Raw genomic sequence first — 22,489 nt, 5'->3', positions numbered from 1 at the left:
CAAGCGAGCTACGGCTGATCTCCGCCGCACGCGCCAGAGGTTGCGCGAGGTCGAGGAGAAGCAGCACGAGCCGATCGCCATTATCGGCATGGCCTGCCGATACCCGGGAGGAGTGAGTTCACCCGAGGAACTCTGGCAATTGGTGGCCGACGGCCGGGACGCCGTCACCACCTTCCCGGACAACCGGGGCTGGGACCTGGAATCCCTGCACGACCCGGATTCCGGACGCCCCTACACCTCTTATGTCCGCGAGGGCGGATTCCTGCACGACGCCCTCGAATTCGACCCCGAGATGTTCGGCATCTCCCCGCATGAGGCATCCGCCATGGACCCGCAGCAGCGGCTGCTGCTGGAGGCTTCCTGGGAGGCGTTCGAGCACGCGGGAATCGACCCGATGGCCCTGCGCGGCAGTTCCACCGGGGTGTTCGCCGGGCTGATGTATCACGAGTACGCGTCACGGCTGAACCATGTCGCGCCCGAAGCCGCGGGATTCCTCGGCACCGGGAGCATCGGCAGTGTGCTATCCGGCCGGATCTCGTACTCCTTCGGCCTGGAGGGCCCGGCGGTGACCGTGGACACCGCCTGCTCCTCTTCTCTTGTGACACTGCATCTGGCGGTGCAGGCGCTGCGGACCGGGGAGTGCTCGCTGGCCCTGGCCGGCGGGGTGACCGTGATGTCCACCCCCGATACGTTCATCGACTTCTCCCGCCAGCAGAACCTGGCACGCAACGGGCGCTGCAAGGCCTTCGCCTCGGGCGCGGACGGCACCACCCTCGCCGAGGGCGCCGGAATGCTGCTGGTGGAGCGACTGTCGGACGCCGAGCGCAACGGCCACCCGATCCTTGCGGTGGTGCGGGGTACGGCGGTGAACCAGGACGGCGCGTCCAACGGCCTGACCGCCCCCAACGGCCCCTCCCAGCAACGCGTCGTGGAACAGGCCCTGGCGAACGCCCGGCTCTCCGCCGACCAGGTCGACGCGGTCGAGGCCCACGGCACCGGCACCGCCCTCGGCGACCCGATCGAGGCCCAGGCGTTGCTGGCGACGTATGGCCAGGGTCGTCCGGAGGACCGGCCGTTGTGGCTGGGCTCGGTGAAGTCGAACCTCGGACATACCCAGGCCGCGGCGGGGGTCGCCGGGGTGATGAAGATGGTGCTGGCCATGCGGCACGGTGTGCTGCCGAAGACGCTGCATGTGGATGAGCCGTCGTCGCATGTGGACTGGTCTGCGGGTGCGGTGGAGTTGCTGACGGAGGCCCGGGATTGGCCGGAGGGTGAGCAGCCGCGTCGGGCGGGTGTGTCGTCGTTCGGTATCAGTGGGACGAATGCGCATGTGGTGTTGGAGCAGGCGCCTGTGGCTGAGCCGGCGGCTGTGGCATCGGTTGAGGGTGCGCCTGTTGGGGTGGTGCCGTGGGTGTTGTCGGCGCGTTCGGAGCAGGCGTTGGTTGCCCAGGCTGGGCGGTTGGCGTCCTTCGTGGCGGACCGTCCGGGGCTGGATCCTGCTGATGTGGGGTTCTCGCTGCTGAGTACGCGGGCGGGGTTGGAGTATCGGGCGGTGGTGCTCGGTGCTGATGGTGAGGGCCTTCTCGACGGCCTGCGTGGGTTGGCTGCGGGGGTGGATCCTGCGGGTGTGGTGCGGGGGGCGACCGGTACCGGAGCCGGTAGCCGTGTGGCGCTGGTTTTCCCTGGTCAGGGGTCGCAGTGGCTGGGTATGGCGGATGAACTGCTGGCCTCCTCCCCGGTGTTTGCGGGGCGGATGGCTGAGTGTGGTGCGGCGCTTTCCGAGTTCGTGTCCTGGAAGTTGGACGAGGTTTTGTCCGACGAGGACATGTTGGCGCGCGTTGATGTGGTGCAGCCGGTGCTGTGGGCGGTGATGGTGTCGTTGGCTGCGGTCTGGGAGGACTGTGGCGTGGTGCCGTCGGCTGTCGTGGGTCACTCCCAGGGCGAGATTGCTGCGGCATGTGTCGCCGGGGTCCTGTCCCTGCGTGATGGCGCCCGGGCGGTGGCGTTGCGCAGCCAGGCCATCGGCCGTGTCCTGGCCGGTCGCGGCGGCATGGTCTCCGTCGCCGCCTCCCGTGAGGCGGTTCAGGAGCGCATCGCCAAGTGGGGCGAGCGGGTATCCGTCGCCGCCATCAACGGGCCCACGTCGACCGTCGTTTCCGGTGAACCCGATGCCTTGCAGGAGCTCCTGGCGGAGTGCGCCGAGCAGGAGGTACGGGCCCGGCAGATTCCGGTGGATTACGCCTCGCACGGCGCCCAGGTCGAGGAGCTGCGTGAGGAACTCGCCACGGTTCTGGCCGAGGTGACACCTGTCGAAGGCCGTATCCCCTTCTACTCCGCGGTGAACGCCGCACCCATATCGGGCGAGGACCTGAACGCCGCCTACTGGTTCGAGAATCTCCGCAACCCCGTACGGTTCGAGGAAGCCATCCAGGCTCTCCTGGCCGACGGTCACGGCGTCTTCGTCGAGTGCAGCGCGCACCCCGTCCTCACCCCTGGTATCGAGGACACCGCCCAGCAGGAATCCGGGAGCCCCGTCGTCGTAACCGGCACCTTGCGCCGTGACGAAGGCGGCTGGCCCCGCTTCGCACACTCCCTCGCCCAACTCTGGGCACATGGCGTCCCGGTGGACTGGAGCACCTTGCTCCCCGCCGGCCGGCGGATCGACCTCCCCACCTACGCCTTCCAACGACAGCGCTACTGGCTGGACGACACCGGCGCCGTCGGCGACGTCACCGCCGCCGGACTGAGCAGCGCCGATCACCCCCTGCTCGGTGCGGCCGTCTCGATGCCCGGTACTCAGGTGCTCACCGGGCGGCTGTCCCAGGCCACCCACCCCTGGCTGGCCGAGCGGATCGTCCTCAACACCGTGGTGGTGCCCGAGACGGCGTTCGTTGACCTTGCCATCCGGGCGGGGGACCTGGTCGGCTGCGATCTCGTACGCGAACTCACCGTAGAGACGCCGCTGGTGCTCCCGGACCGTGGTGCCGTGCTGCTGCGGGTGCTGGTTGCGGAGCCCGACGCGGACGACGGCGGCCGGGAGATCAGCGTCTACTCGCGGCCCGAGGATGTCCCGGACGAGCAGGCATGGACCCGGCACGCGACCGGTGTTCTCGTCCGAAGCGCCGAGCCGGCCGGCTTTGACGCACGCATCTGGCCTCCCACGGACGCCGAGCCCGTCGAGCTGGCGGACTTCTACCGCGAACGGGCCGAGCTGGGGCTTGGGTACGGCCCGGTGTTCCAGGGGCTGCGCGCGGCCTGGCGGCGCGGCGGCGAGCTGTTCGCCGAGGTGGCCCTTCCCGAGGGGGACACGGGCGACACGAGCGGCTTCGGGCTGCACCCGGCACTGCTTGATGCGGCGCTGCATTGTGCTGGACCGGAGGGGGCGCAACTGCCGCTCGCCTGGACGGGGGTGAGCCTGCATGCCGTAGGGGCGACCGCACTGCGGGTGGCGTTGACCCCGGCCGGGGACGGGTACGCCGTACGGATCGCGGACGTCGAAGGTGCTCCCGTCGCCTCCATCGCGTCGGTGACCTGGGATGACGTAGCGGCGGAGCGGCTCGCCGAAGGCGCCGGGCGCAGCGAATCGCTGTACGGGGTGGACTGGGTGGCCCCGACTCCGACCGCGCCCCCGACCCCGACCCCGACCCTGACACCGGTGCCCGTGGACCCCGAGGGGAGTTCCCTGGTGGTGCTCGGGGGCGACGGCCTAGGGGGTGCTGCCGTGCCGGGTGCCGACGTCATGGACCTGGAAGCCCTCAAGGCGCTCGATCCGACCCCGGAAGTAGTGGTTCTCCCGGTACCCGATTCAGGGGTTGTCGGGGTTTCCGGTGGGGTTCGGGAGGTCGCATATGGGGTGTTGGAGACGCTGCGTGCCTGGTTGGCTGAAGAACGGTTCGCCGGGTCGCGGTTGGTGATTCTGACCCGAGGCGCGGTGTCTGTGACGGGGGAGGAAGTAGATCTGGTGACGGCACCGGTATGGGGGTTGGTGCGTTCGGCACAGTCGGAGAACCCGGATCATTTCGTGCTGGTCGACAGCGATGAGCGGCAGGTGTCGCGCACTGCGCTGGCGGCGGCCGTCGCCCTGGGTGAACCTCAAGTAGTCATTCGAGGCGGGGAGTTGGCGGTACCGCGGCTCACCACGCTGGAGCCGGCCGAGAACGACGGCGGACCGGTGTGGAAGCCGGAGGGCACCGTGCTGATCACCGGTGGTACCGGAACCCTGGGCACGCTGGTCGCCCGGCATCTGGTCACCGAGCACCAGGTGCGGAACCTGCTGCTGACCAGCCGCCGGGGTCCGGACGCCGACGGCGCCGACGCACTCCGGGACGAGCTCACCGCTCTGGGCGCCCGGGTGACCATCGCCGGCTGTGACACCGCCGACCGGGACGCGCTGGCCGGACTGCTCGCCGGTATCCCGGCGGAGGCCCCGCTGACCGGTGTCGTGCACACCGCGGGCGTGCTGGACGACGGTGTCCTCGGGTCCCTGACCCGGGAGCGGATCGACGCGGTACTGCGGCCGAAGGTGGACGCCGCCTGGAATCTGCACGAGCTCACCAAGGACCTCGACCTGTCCGCCTTCGTGTTGTTCTCCTCGGCCGCCGGAGTGTTCGGCGCACCGGGGCAGGGCAACTACGCCACCGCCAACGCGTTCCTGGACGCGCTCGCCGCATACCGTCGCGCCCATGCGCTGCCTGCCGAGTCCCTGGCCTGGGGGCTGTGGGAGGAGAGCAGCGGGCTGACCGGCACGCTCAGCGAGGCCGACCGGCAGCGTAAGGCCCGGGACGGACTGCGTCCGATGTCCTCGGCGGAGGCGCTGGCACTGTTCGACGCCTCGGTCGCGGGAGGACGGGCGCTCACCGTGCCGGTCCGGCTCGATCTCACGGCGCTCGGCGCGGGCTTGCGTACCGACGAGGTTCCTCCGCTGCTGCGCCGGCTGGTCCGTGGGACCCGGCGCAGCGCCGCGGCCGGCCAGGGCGGTGCGGCCGGACTGCCGGAGCGGCTGAAGACCGCCTCCCCGGCGCAGCGGTCGCGTCTGCTGCTGAACCTGGTGCGTGGCCATGTGGTCGCCGTACTGGGCTACGCCGACGCGGACGCGGTGGAAGCGGGCAAGGCCTTCAAGGACCTGGGCTTCGATTCGCTGACCGCTGTGGAGCTGCGGAACCGCCTCAACCGGGACACCGGGCTGAAACTTCCGGCGACCACGATCTTCGACTACCCGAACTCGCGGGTGCTCGCCGAATACCTCGGCACACACTTCGCGCCGTACGGGGACGCCGGCTCCGGTGCCGACGACAACGAGGAGACCATCCGCCGGATGCTGACCTCGATTCCGCTGAACCGTCTTGCCGAGGCCGGGCTGATGAGCTCCCTGCTGGAACTGGCCGGGATCACCGAGGAAGCGTCCGAGACCACCGAAGACGACGACCGCGAATCGCTCGACACGATGGACATGGAAGCCATGATCCAGCTCGCGCTCGACGGTTCCGGCGCCGAAGACGACATGACGCGAGGACTGTGAGTTCACGATGGCCGTGCAGAAAGACCGCGTCGCTGAGGCTCTGCGAGCATCGCTCAAGGAGACCGAACGGTTGCGTGAACAGAACCGCAAGCTCGCGGGCGTGATGCGGGAGCCGATCGCGATCGTCGCGATGGCGTGCCGGTTCCCCGGTGCGAACTCTCCCGAGGAACTGTGGCGGATCCTGGCCTCCGGTACCGACGCCATGACCGAATTCCCGGCCGACCGCGGCTGGGATGTGGCGAGCCTGTACCACCCGGACCCCGACCACCGCGGGACCTCCTACGTCCGGGAAGGCGGCTTCCTGGATGGCGTCGGCGAGTTCGATGCCGGGTTCTTCGGGATCTCGCCGCGTGAGGCGACCGCGATGGACCCGCAGCAGCGGCTGCTGCTCGAAGCCTCCTGGGAGACCTTCGAGCGGGCCGGTATCGACGGGCTCTCGCTGCGCGGCAGCCGGACCGGCGTCTTCGTCGGGGTGAACTACCAGGACTACGCCTCACAGCTGCGGGTGGCGCCCGAGGTGGCCGAGGGCTACGGCGTCACCGGCGCCTCCGCGAGCGTGCTGTCCGGCCGCATCGCCTACACCTTCGGTCTCGAAGGCCCCGCGATCACCGTGGACACCGCGTGTTCCTCGTCGCTGGTGGCGCTGCACTGGGCGATGCAGGCCCTGCGCGCGGGGGAGTGCTCGCTGGCCGTGGCCGGCGGTGTGTCGGTGATGTCCACTCCCGATCTGTTCGTGGAGTTCTCCCGGCAGCGTGGTCTCGCCGAGGACGGCCGGTGCAAGGCCTTCGCCGGTGCGGCGGACGGCACGGGCTGGGGGGAGGGCGCCGGGCTGCTGCTGGTGGAGCGGCTGTCGGACGCCCAGCGCAACGGTCATCCGATCCTTGCGGTGGTGCGGGGTTCGGCGGTGAACCAGGACGGTGCGTCCAACGGCCTGACCGCCCCTAACGGCCCCTCGCAGCAGCGGGTGATCCGGCAGGCCCTGGCCAGCAGCCGGCTGTCGGCCGATCAGGTCGACGCGGTGGAGGCCCACGGCACCGGTACGACCCTCGGCGACCCCATCGAGGCCCAGGCCCTGCTGGCGACCTACGGGCAGGACCGCCCCGCCGACCGGCCGCTCTGGCTCGGCTCGGTGAAGTCCAACATCGGCCACACCCAGGCCGCCGCCGGAGCCGCCGGGGTCATCAAGATGGTGATGGCCCTGCGGCACGGTGTGCTGCCCAAGACCCTGTACGTCGACGAGCCCACCCCGCATGTCGACTGGTCGGCCGGCGCGGTGCGGCTGCTCACCGAGGCCCGCGACTGGCCGGAGACCGGCCGCCCCCGCAGGTCCGGGGTGTCGTCCTTCGGGATCAGCGGCACCAACGCCCATGTCATCCTCGAACAGGCCCCGGAAGGCGAACCGGCCCCGGAAGACGCCCCGGCGGCGTCGACCGCTCCGGCGGCACCCGCGGTGCTGCCGTGGGTGCTGTCCGCCCGTTCCCGGCAGGCCCTTGCCGCCCAGGCCCGTGAACTGTCGTCCTTCGTGGCCGGCCGGCCGGATCTGGACCCGGTCGACATCGGCTTCTCCCTGGCGACCGGCCGCGCCGCGCTGGAGCACCGCGCGGTCGTCTTCGGCGCCGGGCGTGCAGAACTCCTCGCCAGCGTCGAGGAGTTGGCCGAACGCGGGGCCGATGCCGCCGGTGCGCTGTGCGGCGTCGCGGGCGACGGCCGGGTCGGTGTGCTGTTCACCGGCCAGGGAGCGCAGCGGCTCGGTATGGGCCGTGAGCTGTACGAGACCTACCCGGTCTTCGCGCGGGCCTGGGACGAGGTGTGCGCGGAGCTCGACCCGCGGCTGCCCCGGCCCCTGCGCGAGGTCGTCTGGGGCGCGGACCAGCATCTCCTGCACCAGACCCAGTACGCCCAGGCCGCCCTGTTCACCGTCGAGGTCGCGCTCTACCGGCTCATGCGGTCCTGGGGTCTGACCCCGGACGTGCTGTTGGGCCACTCCATCGGTGAGGTCACGGCCGCCTACCTGGCGGGTGTGTGGTCCACGGCGGACGCGGCGCAGTTGGTCGCGGCGCGTGGGCGGCTGATGCAGGCGCTGCCGGCCGGCGGGGTGATGGTCTCGGTACGGGCCTCGGAGGACGAGGTCGCCCCGCTGCTGGCGGACCAGGACCTGGTGGGGATCGCTGCCGTCAACGGTCCCGAGTCCCTCGTGCTCTCGGGTGCCGAGGACGCGGTGGAGCAGGTCGTCGCCGCTCTGGAGGCCGACGGCCGCAAGGTCAAGCGGCTGCGGGTGAGCCATGCCTTCCACTCGCCGCTCATGGAGCCGATGCTCGACGGGTTCCGCGCGGTCGCGGAGCAACTCACCTACCAGGAACCGCAGCTCGCGGTGGTGTCCAACGTGACCGGACGCCCGGCCGAGCCCGAGGAACTGTGCGATCCGGCGTACTGGGTCCGCCACGTCCGCGAAGCCGTGCGCTTCCACGACGGCATCCGGGCCGCGCACCGCGAAGGCGTGGACCTCTTCGTGGAACTCGGCCCCGGCGGGGTGCTCTCCGCCATGGGCCAGGACTGTCTGCCGGAGACCGTCGCCTTCCAGCCCAGCCTGCGCGCGGACCGCCCCGAACCCGAGGCGCTGCGTGACACCCTCGCCGGTGCCCATGTACGCGGTGCCACCGTCGACTGGACCGCGCACCTCCAGGGCGGCCGACGCACCGACCTGCCCACCTACGCCTTCCAGCGCCGGCGGTACTGGCTCGAAGGCTCCGCCGGTGCCGGGGATGTCACGGCCGCCGGACTCGGCCCGGCCGGACACCCCCTCCTCGGCGCGGCCGTGGCGCTGCCCGATTCCGACGGCTTCCTCTTCACCGGCCGGCTGTCCCTGGCCACCCACCCCTGGCTCGCCGACCACGCGGTCTCCGGCACCGTGCTGGTACCGGGCACCGCACTGGTCGAACTCGCCATCCGCGCCGGGGACCAGGTCGGCTGCGACCTCCTGGAGGAACTCACCCTCCAGACGCCCCTGACCCTCCCCGGCCAGGGCGCGGTGCAGACGCGCGTCACCGTCGGCGAGCCCGCCGCGGACGGCCGCCGGGAGATCTCGGTGTTCTCCCGCCCCGAGGACGCCGACGGCGATCAGCCCTGGACCCGGCACGCCACCGGCTTCCTCGCCGCGGCGGCCGGCACCGGCACACCCGCCGGATCGGCGGAGTCCTGGCCGCCCGCCGGGGCCGAGCCTGTCGCCGTCGACGGCTTCTACGAGGAGCTGTCCGCCGCCGGATTCGCGTACGGACCGGTGTTCCAGGGCGTGCGGGCCGCCTGGCGGCGCGGCGACGAGGTCTTCGCCGAGGTCGCACTGCCCGCGGACGCGGCCGAACAGGCGGGCCGGTTCGGTCTGCATCCGGCCCTGCTCGACGCCGCCGTACAGACCGTGAGCCTCGGCACGTCCCTCACCAGCGGCGGGCCCGGCCTGCCGTTCTCCTGGACCGGCGTCCGGCTGCACGCCGTCGGCGCCGCCACCCTGCGCGCCTGGCTCTCCCCGTCCCCGGACGGCGGGGTCGCGGTCCTCGTCGCCGACGACACCGGCGCACCCGTGGCCACCATCGACTCCCTGGCGATCCGGCCCGTCTCCGGCACCCTCCGGTCCGCCGCCCGCGACCACTGGTCCTCGCTCTTCCACCTCGACTGGATCACGCTGCCCGAAGCGGGCGAGACCGCCCCGGTCACCTGGGCGGCCGTCGGCAGCGGCACCGAACCCGTGGCCGGAACGCTGCGCGCCGCCGGCACCGACGTGGTGACGGCCGAGGACTTCGCGGCCCTCGCCGCCCGGGACACCGTGCCGGACGCCGTGCTCTGGGCCCTGCCGGAGGCCGCCCCCGGCGAACTGCCGGACCGGGTACGGGAGACCACCACCCGGACGCTGGCCGTCCTGCGCGGCTGGCTGGCCGAGGAGCGGTTCGCCACCTCCCGGCTGGTCCTCCTCACCCGGGGCGCGGTCTCCGTCACCGACGAGCGCGGCCCGGACCTCGCACCCGCCCCGGTCTGGGGACTCGTCCGGTCCGCGCAGACCGAGAACCCGGACCGCTTTCTGCTCATCGACCTCGACGACCAGGACGCGTCCTGCCGCGCGCTGCCCGCCGCCCTCGCCTCCGGCGAACCGCAGCTCGCACTGCGCGGCGGCACCCTGCACGCCACCCGTCTGATGAAGGCCGCCTCCGCCGCCCCGCTGACACCGCCGGACGGCCGGGCCTGGCAGCTCACCAGCACCGCCAAGGGCAACCTGGACGCCCTCGCGCTGGTGGACAGCGACCGGGCCTGCGGGCCCCTGGCCGGGCACCACGTCCGGATCGAGGTACGCGCCGCCGGCCTCAACTTCCGCGACGTCCTCAGCGCCCTGGACATGTACCCCGGCGACGCCGGAGCGATGGGCCTGGAAGGCGCCGGCGTGATCGCCGAGGTCGGCTCCGGCGTGACCGGCCTCGCCCCCGGCGACCGGGTGATGGGCACGTTCACCGAGGCCTTCGGCCCCCTCGCCGTCGCCGACCACCGGGCCATCGTCCGCATCCCCGAAGGCTGGTCCTTCGCCGAGGCCGCGGCCACCCCGATCGTCTTCCTCACCGCCTACTACGCCCTGGTCGACCTGGCCGGAGTGCGGCCGGGCGACACCGTGCTGGTGAACTCCGCGGCCGGCGGCGTGGGCATGGCCGCGGTCCAGCTGGCCACCCACCTCGGCGCCGAGGTCTACGGCACCGCCAGCCCCGCGAAGTGGGACGCCCTGCGGGACCTCGGTCTGGACGACGACCACATCGCCTCCTCCCGGACCCTGGACTTCGAGAACCAGTTCCTGGCCGCCACGGGGGGCCGTGGCATGGACGTCGTACTCGACTCCCTGGCCGGCGAGTTCGTGGACGCCTCCCTGCGACTGCTGCCCTCCGGCGGCCGGTTCATCGAGATGGGCAAGGCCGATGTCCGCGACGCGGACGAGATCGCCACCTCCTACCCCGGCGTCCGCTACCGCGCCTTCGACCTCCCCGAGGCCGGCCCGGAACGCACCCGCGAGATGTTCACCGACCTCCTCGCCCTGTTCGACCGCGGTGTGCTGCGCCCGCTGCCGCTCACCACCTGGGACGTGCGCCGCGCCCCGGACGCCTTCCGCTACATCAGCCAGGCCCGCCAGGTCGGCAAGGTGGTACTCACCATCCCGCCGGCGCCGCACCCGGACGGCACCGTACTGATCACCGGGGCCAGTGGCACCCTCGCCGCCGTCATCGCCCGGCACCTGGTGGCCGAGCACCGGGTGCGCCACCTCCTGCTGGTCAGCCGGCGCGGCGCCGACGCGCCCGGCGCCGCCGACCTGCGTGCCGAACTCACCGCACTCGGCGCCGAGATCACCCTGGCCTCCTGCGATATCGCCGACCGGACCGCGGTGGCCGCACTGCTCGCCGGTATCCCCGCGGAGACCCCGCTGACCGGTGTCGTGCACACCGCCGGGGTGCTCTCCGACGGCGTGATCGACTCGCTCACCCCCGAGCGGCTCGACCACGTCCTGCGGCCGAAGGTGGACGGCGCCTGGCACCTCCACGAACTCACCAAGGACCTCGACCTCTCCGCCTTCGTCCTGTTCTCCTCGGTGTCCGGGCTGTTCGGCGGCCCGGGGCAGGGCAACTACGCCGCCGCGAACACCTTCCTGGACGCCCTGGCCGCACACCGCCGCGCGCTCGGCCTGCCCGCGCTCTCCCTGCCGTGGGGCCTGTGGGCCGAGGCCAGCGCCATGACCGGCAAGCTGGCCGAGCACGATGTGCGGCGCGCCGCCTCAGGTGGCGTCCTGCCGATGACCTCGGAGGAAGGCGTCGCGCTGTACGACGCCGCCGCCACCGTCGCCCGAGCGGTGGTCACCCCCGCCAAGCTGGAACTGAAGGGCGCCACCGCGGCGGAACTGCCGCCCGTGCTCAGCGGCCTGGTACGCACACCGACCCGGCGCGCCGCCGCCGCGCTCACCGCACCGGACGCCGGCAACACCCTCGTCCAGCGGCTCGCCGCACTGTCCCCCGCCGAACAGGACCGGACCCTGCTCGACCTGGTCCGTACCCAGGTGGCCGCGGTACTCGGCTACCCGGGCCCCGAAGCGGTGGAGGCCGAGCGCGCCTTCTCCGAACTCGGCTTCGACTCGCTGACGTCGGTGGAGCTGCGCAACCGGATCAACAGCGGCACCGCCCTGCGACTGCCCGCGACCCTCGTCTTCGACTATCCGAACTCGCTCGCCCTGGTGAACCACCTGCGCGGCGAACTGCTCGGCCGGCAGACCGACACCCCGGCGCCCGTCCAGTCCTCCGCAGCCGCCGACGACGAGCCGATCGCCATCGTCGGCATGGCCTGCCGGTACCCCGGCGGAGTGGAGTCGCCCGAGGACCTCTGGCGGCTGCTCGCCGACGGCACCGACGCGCTGTCCGGCTTCCCCGCCGACCGGGGCTGGAACCTCGACGAGCTGTACCACCCGGACCCCGACCACCGCGGCACCTCCTATGCGCGCGCGGGCGGCTTCCTCGCCGACGCCACCGGCTTCGACCCCGCCTTCTTCGGGATCTCCCCGCGCGAGGCCCTGGCCATGGACCCGCAGCAGCGACTGCTGCTGGAAACCTCCTGGGAGGCCTTCGAGAGCGCCGGAATCGACCCCCAGTCGGTCCGCGGCACCAAGACCGGAGTGTTCGCCGGCGCGACCTCCGACGACTACGCGACCCAACTGGCCCCGGTGTTCGACCAGACCGAGGGCTACGCCAGCACCGGCACCGCGGGCAGCGTCGTCTCCGGCCGCATCGCCTACTCCTTCGGCCTCGAAGGCCCGGCACTGACCGTGGACACGGCCTGCTCGTCCTCCCTGGTGGCCCTACATCTGGCCATCCAGGCGCTGCGCTCCGGCGAATGCTCCCTGGCACTGGCCGGCGGGGTCACGGTGCTGGCCACCCCGGACGTGTTCATCGAGTTCTCCCGCCAGCGCGGCCTCGCCGCGGACGGCCGCTGCAAGCCCTTCGCGGACGCGGCGGACGGCACGGGCTGGGGCGAAGGCGCCGGCATGGTGCTCGTCGAGCGCCTGTCGGACGCCCGCCGCAACGGTCACCCGATCCTCGCGGTGGTGCGGGGTTCGGCCGTGAACCAGGACGGTGCGTCCAACGGTCTGACGGCGCCGAACGGTCCGTCGCAGCAGCGGGTGATCCGTCAGGCGCTCGCCAACTCTGGGCTCCAGGCGTCGGATGTGGACGCGGTGGAGGCGCACGGCACCGGCACGACGCTCGGCGATCCGATCGAGGCCCAGGCGCTGCTCGCCACGTACGGCCAGGACCGCCCGGAGGACCGGCCCCTGTGGCTGGGCTCGATCAAGTCCAACATCGGACACACCCAGTCGGCGGCCGGCGCGGCCGGCGTCATCAAGATGGTCATGGCGCTGCGGCACGGTGTGCTGCCGAAGACGCTGCATGTGGATGAGCCGTCGTCGCATGTGGACTGGTCCGCGGGTGCGGTGGAGTTGCTGACCGAGGCCCGGGATTGGCCGGAGGGTGAGCAGCCGCGTCGGGCGGGTGTGTCGTCGTTCGGTATCAGCGGGACGAATGCGCATGTGGTGCTGGAGCAGGCGCCTGAGGCTGAGCCCGTGGCTGTGGCGGTGGCATCGGCTGAGGGTGTGCCCGCTGGGGTGGTGCCGTGGGTGTTGTCGGCGCGTTCGGAGCAGGCGTTGGTTGCCCAGGCTGGGCGGTTGGTCTCTTTTGTGGAGGGCCGCCCGGGGTTGGATCCTGCTGATGTGGGGTTCTCGCTGCTGAGTACGCGGGCGGGGTTGGAGTGTCGGGCGGTGGTGCTCGGTGCTGGTGGTGAGGGCCTTCTCGACGGCCTGCGTGGGTTGGCTGCGGGGGTGGATCCTGCGGGTGTGGTGCGGGGTGCGACCGGCACCGGAGCCGGTAGCCGTGTGGCGCTGGTTTTCCCTGGTCAGGGGTCGCAGTGGCTGGGTATGGCGGATGAACTGCTGGCCTCCTCCCCGGCGTTTGCGGGGCGGATGGCTGAGTGTGGTGCGGCGCTGTCGGAGTTCGTGTCCTGGGATCTGATGGCGGTGCTGTCGGATGAGGACGCATTGGCGCGGGTTGATGTGGTGCAGCCGGTGCTGTGGGCGGTGATGGTGTCGTTGGCTGCGGTCTGGGAGGACTGTGGCGTGGTGCCGTCGGCTGTCGTGGGTCACTCTCAGGGCGAGATTGCTGCGGCATGTGTCGCCGGGGTCCTGTCCCTGCGTGATGGTGCGCGGGTGGTGGCGTTGCGCAGTCAGGCCATCGGTCGGGTGTTGGCCGGGCGTGGTGGCATGGTGTCGGTCGCCGCCTCCCGTGAGGCGGTTCAGGAGCGCATCGCCAAGTGGGGCGAGCGGGTGTCCGTCGCCGCCATCAACGGGCCGACGTCGACCGTCGTTTCCGGTGAGCCCGATGCCTTGCAGGAGCTGTTGACGGAGTGCGGTGAGCAGGAGGTACGGGCCCGGCAGATTCCGGTGGACTACGCCTCCCACGGCGCCCAGGTCGAGGAGCTGCGCGAGGAACTCGCCACGGTTCTGGCCGAGGTGACACCTGTCGAAGGCCGTATCCCCTTCTACTCCGCGGTGAACGCCGCACCCATATCGGGCGAGGAGCTGAACGCCGCCTACTGGTTCGAGAATCTCCGCAATCCGGTGCGGTTCGAGGAAGCCGTCCAGGCTCTCCTGGCCGACGGTCACGGCGTCTTCGTCGAATGCAGCGCGCACCCCGTACTGACCCCGGGCATCGAGGACACCGCGCAGGAATCGGGCAGTCCCGTCGTGGTGACGGGCACCCTGCGCCGCGACGAAGGCGGCTGGTCCCGGTTCGCGCAGTCGCTCGGCCGGCTCTGGGCGCATGGCGTCCCGGTGGACTGGAGCACCCTGCTTCCGGCCGGCCGGCGGGTTGACCTGCCCACGTACGCCTTCCAGCACAAGCGCTACTGGCCCTCCGGTGTGTTCTTCGGCGGGGACGCCTCGGGGCTCGGACTCGATGCGGCCGATCATCCGCTGCTCGGCGCCGCCATGGCGCTGCCGGACTCCGACGGCTTCCTCCTCAGTGGCCGGCTGTCGCTGGCCACACACCCCTGGCTGGCCGATCACTCCGTACTGGACACCGTGCTGCTCCCCGGGACCGGACTGGTGGAACTCGCCATCCGGGCCGGTGACGAGGTCGGCTGCGATCTGCTGGAGGAACTCACCCTTGAGGCCCCGCTGATCATTCCGCCGACCGGAGGTCTGCAACTCCGCGTCACCGTCGCCGAGTCCGATGCGGACGGCCGCCGTGAACTCGCCGTGTACTCCCGTGCCGAGGAGGCCCCGGCAGACCAGCAGTGGACCCGGCACGCCACCGGCATGCTCGCGCTGGGTGCCGAGCCGGTGGACTTCGGCGAGGAGAGCTGGCCTCCCTCCGGCGCCGAGCCGGTCTCCGTGACCGGTGTGTACGACGAGTTCGCCGCGGTGGGTATGACGTACGGCCCGGTGTTCCAGGGCCTGGGCGCAGCCTGGCGACGTGGTGAGGACATCTTCGCCGAGGTCGCCCTGCCCGAGGACATGGCGGCCGACGCGGCGAAGTTCGGGCTGCATCCGGCCCTGCTCGACTCCGCGCTCCATGCGATCGGTCTTCACCCGGCCACTGCGGCCGGCGGACAGGCCCAACTGCCCTTCGCCTGGAACATGGTCCGCCTGCACGCCGTAGGAGCGGCCGCGCTGAGGGTGAAGCTGAGCCCGGCCGGCGGCGGTTTCTCGGTCCTGGTCGCCGATGGCGCGGGAACCGTGGTCGCGTCCGTCGACTCCCTGGTGACCAGGCCGGTGACCGCCGGCCAGCTCAACGAAGGCACGGGGACCGATGCCCTGTTCACCGTGGAGTGGTCGGAGTTGCCGCTTCGGTCTGAGCCGGTGGCGGGTTCGTGGGCGGTCCTTGGTGAGGACGGGGCGCTGGCTGTGGCGCTGGGTGCGTCGGGTGCGGATGTACTGAGTGAGCTGGTGGAGGTGCCGGAGCACGTCGTGCTGGCGGTGCCTCGTACGGATGGTGCGTTGCCGGTCCCGGCGGCGGTTCGGGCCACGGTGGGTCGCGTGCTGGAGGGTGTGCAGTCCTGGCTGGCTGATGAGCGTTGCACGCGTTCGAAGCTGGTGGTGGTGACCCGTGGTGCTGTCTCGGTGGCGGGGGAGCCGCTGGATGCTGTCGGCGGCGCGGTGTGGGGTCTGCTGCGTTCCGCACAGAGTGAGAACCCGGGTCAGTTCGTGCTGCTTGACCTTGATGGGCAGCAGTCCTCGGTGGAGGCGATCGCTGCGGCGGTCGCCTCGGGTGAGCCGCAGGTGGCGATCCGCGACGGGGCTGTTTCCGTGCCGCGGCTGGCGCGGTCCGTCCCGTCGGATGCGGACAGCGCACCGGTGTGGGACACCGAGGGGACGGTGCTGATCACCGGTGGGACGGGCACCTTGGGCGCGCTTTTCGCCCGGCACCTGGTGTCTGAACATGACGTCCGCAGCTTGGTGTTGACCAGTCGCCGCGGCCTTGAGGCTGACGGCGCCCCGGAGTTGCAGTCCGAACTGACCGAGCTGGGTGCCCGTGTCGAGGTCGTCGCCTGTGACGCGGCCGACCGGGACGCGCTGGCCGCCGTACTGGCAGACATCCCGGCCGACGCCCCCCTGACGGGCGTAGTGCACACCGCCGGAGTCCTGGACGACGGCATCATCGGCTCGCTGACCCCGGAGCGCCTCGACACCGTGCTGCGGCCGAAGGTGGACGCGGCCTGGAATCTGCACGAGCTGACCCAGGGCCTGGACCTGTCGGCATTCGTGTTGTTCTCCTCCGCTGCCGGTGTGCTCGGCAGTGCCGGACAGGGCAACTACGCCGCGGCGAATACGTTCCTGGACGCGCTCGCTCAGCACCGTCGCCTCAGTGGCCTGCCGGGTACCTCGCTGGCCTGGGGGTTCTGGGCGGAGCGCAGTGCCATGACCCGCGAGGTGGGCTCCGCCGATGTCCGGCGGATGGCCCGCGGTGGTGCGCTTGCGCTCGACCAGGCCGAGGGTGTGGCCCTGTTCGATCTCGCCTGTGCCGCGCCAGGATCCGGCCTGCTCGTACCGATCCGGCTCGACCTGCGTGGTCTGGCCGCCTCCGGTGCGGTGCCGGCGGTGCTGCGGAACGTCGTACGGGTGCCGGTGCGGCGCGCCACCGCCGCGGCCGGTGAGGCCGCGTCCCTGCGGGAGCGGCTGGCCGGGCTGCCGGCCGAGGACCGTGAGGAGCTGCTGCTCGACCTGGTGACCACGCAGGTCGCGGCCGTACTGGGCTACGAGGACGCCGGCGCGGTGCGTACCGACCAGGTGTTCAAGGATCTCGGATTTGATTCGCTGACCGCCGTGGAGCTGCGGAACCGGCTGACCGGGGCCACCGGTCTGCGGCTGCCCGCCACCTTGGTGTTCGACTATCCGACCCCCCTCGCGCTCACTGACTGTCTGCGTCGCGAACTGCTGGAGGAGACAGCGGCGGTGGTGCCCGCCACGCGGGCTGCTGCCACGGACGAGGAGGCCATCGCCATCGTCGGGATGGCCTGCCGGTACCCCGGCGGTGTCACCTCACCCGAGGAGCTCTGGCAGCTGCTGGCGGCCGGGACTGATGCCATCGGCGAGTTCCCCGCCGACCGTGGCTGGGACCTCGACCGGCTCTATGACCCCGAACCCGGTCTGCCCGGCAAGACCTACACCCGTGAGGGCGGATTCCTTTACGACGCGGGCGAGTTCGATCCCGCATTCTTCGGCATCTCCCCGCGCGAGGCGCTGGCCATGGACCCGCAGCAGCGGCTGCTGCTGGAGATGTCCTGGGAGGCCGTCGAGCGGGCCGGGATCGCCCCGGCTTCCCTGCACGGCAGCCGGACCGGTGTCTTCGCCGGCATCATGTACCACGACTACGGATTGCAGACCGACTCCATACCGGAGGAGGTCGAAGGCCACCTCGGTACGGGCACGTCCGGCAGTGTCGCCTCCGGCCGGGTGGCCTACACCTTCGGTCTCGAAGGGGCCGCGGTGACCGTGGACACGGCCTGTTCCTCTTCACTGGTGGCGCTGCATCAGGCGATGCAGGCGCTGCGGGCGGGGGAGTGCGAGCTCGCGCTGGCGGGCGGCGCCTCGGTGATGGCGACCCCGGGCACCTTTGTCGACTTCTCGCGGCAGCGGAACCTCGCGAGCGACGGCCGGGTCAAGGCCTTCGCCTCGGGCGCGGACGGCACCACCCTCGCCGAGGGCGCCGGAATGCTCCTGGTGGAGCGGCTGTCGGATGCCCGGCGCAACGGCCACCCGGTGCTCGCGGTGGTGCGGGGTTCGGCCGTGAACCAGGACGGTGCGTCCAACGGTCTGACCGCCCCCAACGGCCCCTCGCAGCAGCGGGTGATCCGGCAGGCGCTCGCCAACGCCGGACTCGAACCGTCCGAGGTGGACGCGGTGGAGGCGCACGGCACCGGTACGACGCTGGGCGACCCGATCGAGGCCCAGGCGCTGCTGGCGACCTACGGCCAGGACCGGCCCGCCGACCAGCCCTTGTGGCTCGGTACGGTCAAGTCGAACTTCGGGCACACCCAGGCGGCGGCCGGCGTCGCCGGGGTGATGAAGATGGTTCTCGCCATGCGGCGTGGCGTTCTTCCGCGGACCCTGCATGTCGATGAACCCTCCTCGCACGTCGACTGGTCGGCCGGCGCGGTCGAACTGCTCACCGAGGCGCACGACTGGCCGACCACCGGGCGGCCGCGCCGGGCGGGCGTGTCCTCCTTCGGCATCAGCGGCACCAATGCGCATGTCGTGCTGGAAGAGGCGCCGGGACCGGTAGCCGGGGAGCCCACAGCGATCGGTTCCGGCTCCACCTCGGACACCGGCGTCGTGCCCTGGGTGCTCTCGGCCCGCTCCGCGGAGTCCCTCGCCGCACAGGCCGGCCGGCTGGCGTCCTTCGTGGCCGCACAACCGGAGCTGAGCCCGGCCGACATCGGATACTCGCTGGTCACCACCCGTACCCCGCTGGACCACCGCGCGGTGGTCCTGGGCACCGACCGTACGGAACTCCTCGCCGCCCTCCGGAACGTCACCCCGGACGCAGAGGTCATCGGCGACCCACGACTCGGTGTGCTGTTCACCGGTCAGGGCGCGCAGCGACTGGGCATGGGCCGCGAGCTGTACGACACCTACCCGGTGTTCGCGCGGGCCTGGGACGAGGTGTGCGGGGAGCTGGACGGTCTGCTGCCTCGGCCGCTGACCGAGGTGGTCCGGGGCGAGGAGGACCTGCTCGATCAGACCCAGTACGCGCAGGCGGCGCTGTTCGCCCTGGAAGTCGCGCTCTACCGCCTCGTCGAGTCCCTTGGTGTGACACCGGCTGTGCTGCTGGGCCACTCCATCGGCGAGGTCACGGCTGCCTATCTGGCGGGTGTCTGGTCGCTGTCGGATGCGGCGAAGCTGGTGGCGGCACGTGGGCGTCTGATGCAGGTCCTGCCCACCGGCGGCGTCATGGTCTCGGTGCGGGCTTCCGAGGACGAGGTCAGGCCGCTGCTGGAGGGCCGGGACCTGGTCGGCATCGCCGCTGTCAACGGCCCCGATTCCGTGGTCCTCTCCGGCGCCGAGACCGAGATGAAGCAGATCATCACCGCCCTGGAGGCCGAGGGCCGCAAGGTCAAACCGCTGCGAGTCAGCCACGCTTTCCACTCGCCGCTGATGGACCCGATGCTGGCCGACTTCCGCGCGGTACTGAATCAACTCACGTACAACGAGGCCAAGTTGTCGCTCATCTCCAACGTGAGCGGCCGTCTCGCCGACCCCGCCGAACTCCGTGACCCGGAGTACTGGGTGCGGCACGTTCGAGAAGCCGTCCGCTTCCATGACGGCATCCAGGCCGCCCACGCCGAGGGCATCACCACCTTCCTCGAACTCGGCCCCGACGGCGTCCTGTCCGCCATGGGCCAGGACTGCCTGCCGCAGACCGGCGCAACCACCGCCCCCGTCACCCTCCAGCCGGGCCTCCGCAAGGACCGCTCCGAACCCGGCGCCCTGCTGCATGCTCTCGGCGTTGCCTACGCCCGGGGGGTGCCGGTGGACTGGACACCGTTGTTCCCGGGCGCCCGCACCGTGGAGCTGCCGACCTACGCCTTCCAGCGTCGGCGCTACTGGTTGGAGGGGACCACCGGAGCCGGCGATATGACGGCCGCCGGGCTGGGGAATGCCGAGCACCCGCTGCTCGGTGCCACCGTGACGCTGCCGGATGCGGTCGTCCTGAGCGGGCGGCTGTCCCTGGCCACGCATCCCTGGCTGGCCGACCACACCGTCATGGACACCGTGCTGCTGCCGGGAACCGCACTCGTCGAACTGGCCCTCCAGGCCGGAGACCGGCTCGGCTGCGACCTCATCGAGGAGCTGACCCTTCAGGAACCGCTGGTTCTGCCGGAGCGGGGCGGTGTGCAGCTGCGCGTCGTCGTCGCGGAGCCCGACGAGGACGGCCGACGGCCCCTGACCGTGTACTCCCGCTTGGAGGAGGACGCGGAGGAGAACTGGACCCGGCACGCCGTCGGTGTGCTGGCCACCGGGAGCGCCGTGCCGGTCGGCGAGGGCGCGGAAGTCTGGCCGCCGGCCGGGGCCGAGCCGATCTCCGTGGACGGTTTCTACGACGAACTGGCTGCCGCCGGCTTCGGCTACGGCCCCATGTTCCAAGGTGTCCAGGCCGCCTGGCGGCACGGTGACCAGGTCCACGCCGAGGTCACGCTGCCGGAGGACGCGACCGCCGATGCGGCGAAGTTCGCACTGCACCCGGCCCTGCTCGATGCCGCGCTCCAGACCGTCGGACTGCTCGACGATGCCGCGGCGGGGCTGCCGTTCGCCTGGCGCGGCATCCGGCTGCACGCGGTGGGCGCCGGCGCGCTGCGTACCACGCTGACCCGGGAGGGCGACGGCGTACGGGTGACGGTCTCCGACGAGTCCGGGGCGCTCGTGGCCACCATCGACGGGCTGACCGTCCGGCCGGTGCGTACCGGGCAACTGGCCGGTGGGCGCGGGGAGTCGATGCTCCAGCTGCGCTGGACCTCGCTGCCCACCCCGGACGCCGCAACGGTGGCGGCCGAGAACTGGGCCGTGCTGGACGAGAACGGGATCGGTCTGAAGGCCGTCCTCGACGCGCCCGCGTGCGACTGGCCCGCGCTCGCCGAGCAGGACGAGATCCCGGACGTGGTGCTGTGGTCCGTGCCGGACACGGTGGGGGAGGACTTGGCCGACGGTGCACATGTCCTCGCGCGCCTGGTGCTGGAGCGGCTTCAGGGCTGGCTCGCCGAGGAGCGGTATCAGGATGCGCGGCTGGTGATCCTGACCCGCGGTGCGGTTCTGCTGGACGGTGGCACGGTCTCCCCGGCGGCAGCGGCGGTCTGGGGACTCGTCCGGTCCGCGCAGTCGGAGCACCCGGACCGGATCGTGCTGATCGATGTCGATGCCCTTGGCGGCGACGGTGCCGGACATGTCCTGCGCGCCGCCGTGAGCAGCGGTGAACCGCAGTTGGCCGTGCGCGGCGGGAGTGTGCTCGTGCCCAGGCTGGCCCGGTTCGCCGCGCCCGGACAGGGGGGTGCGCCGAGGTGGAATGCCGGGGGCACCGTGCTGATCACCGGGGGCACCGGAGCCCTGGGGGCCCTGGTGGCGCGGCATCTGGTCGCCGAACACGGCGTGCGGAAGCTGCTGTTGATGAGTCGTCAGGGACCGGCCGCCGAGGGTGCCGCAGACCTGCGTGCGGAACTCGCCGGGCTCGGTGCGAGCGCGGAGATCGTCGCCTGCGATGCGGCCGACCGGGACGCCCTGGCCCGGGTCCTGGACGGGCTGCCCGCCGACGCCCCGCTCACCGGAGTGGTGCACACGGCAGGCGTCCTGGACGACGGGGTGTTCGGTTCGCTCACCCCGGAGCGGCTCGACGCGGTGCTGGCGCCCAAGGTGGACGCCGCGGTGAACCTGCATGAACTCACCAAGGGGCGTGAGCTCTCCGCGTTCGTGCTGTTCTCCTCCGCGGCCGGGGTGCTCGGCGCCCCGGGGCAGGCCAACTACGCGGCGGCCAACAGCTTCCTGGACGCGCTGGCCGGCTATCGCCGTTCGCTGGGCCTCCCGGCGGTGTCCCTCGCATGGGGACGCTGGGCCGACACCAGCGAGATGACTGGTGGGCTCGACCAGGCCGACCTGCGGCGGATGAGCAGCGGCGGCATCGACGCGCTGACCTCCGCGGAGGGACTCGCCCTGTTCGATGCCGGGACCGACTCGGCGGAGAGCCTGCTGATTCCGGTACGGCTGAACACCGCCGCGCTGCACGCGCGTGCGGCCGAAGGGATGCTGCCACCGGTCATGCGGGACCTGGTCCGGGCGCGCGTGCGCCGCTCCGCCGTCGGCGGGAAGGCCATGGCCGAGGACCTGGGCCGGCGCCTCGCCGGACTCAGCGATCCCGAGCGGCAGCAGCTGCTGCTCACCGTGGTGCGTACGCAGGTGGCCACGGTGCTGGGCTACTCCGGGCCGGACGAGGTCCCCGGCGGGCGGCCGTTCAGCGAGCTCGGTTTTGACTCGCTGACCGCTGTGGAGCTGCGCAACACCCTGACCGCGGTCACCGGGCTGCGGCTGCCGGCCACCCTGGTCTTCGACTATCCGACCTCGGAAGTCCTCGCCGAGAAGCTCCGCGCGGAACTGCTCGGCGAACGGGACGAACAGTCCGGCCTCCTCGCCGTCTTCGCCGGGCTCGACCGGCTGGAACTCTCGCTGCCCGAGATCGCCACGGACGAGGTCGCCCGGGACCGGCTCGCCGTCCGGCTTCAGAGCCTGCTGTCGGGGCTGGGCGGGGCGCAGGAGGACGACGGGGCGGGGACGGTCGCCGCGGCGCTGGACGCGGCGAGCGACGACGAGGTCTTCGACTTCATTGAGCGAGAGTTCGGGAGTTCCTGATATGGCACGTGCACACGTCGCGG

1 protein-coding gene and 1 pseudogene are annotated in these 22,489 nt (G+C 71.8%); both read left to right on the top strand.

What is annotated here, in order from left to right:
• Nucleotides 1-7: 7 nt before the first annotated feature.
• Nucleotides 8-5,518 (top strand): annotated as a pseudogene (locus CP981_RS04580) (type I polyketide synthase); the annotation flags it as partial.
• A 7-nt stretch (nucleotides 5,519-5,525) separates the two neighbouring features.
• Entirely contained in the window at nucleotides 5,526-22,466 is a 16,941-nt protein-coding gene (locus CP981_RS04575; protein ID WP_085923487.1) for a type I polyketide synthase, read from the top strand.
• Nucleotides 22,467-22,489: the final 23 nt, after the last annotated feature.

Origin of the sequence: Streptomyces platensis (assembly GCF_008704855.1) — a bacterium.
Lineage (GTDB): Bacteria > Actinomycetota > Actinomycetes > Streptomycetales > Streptomycetaceae > Streptomyces > Streptomyces platensis.
Note: the sequence above shows the minus strand (reverse complement) of the source record. Positions and strands in the feature narration are given on the sequence as shown.

What these genes read in the sequence shown, in the direction of transcription:
- CP981_RS04575 (WP_085923487.1), top strand. Translation starts at nt 5,526, where the DNA reads ATGGCCGTGCAGAAAGACCGCGTCGCTGAGGCTCTGCGAGCATCGCTC.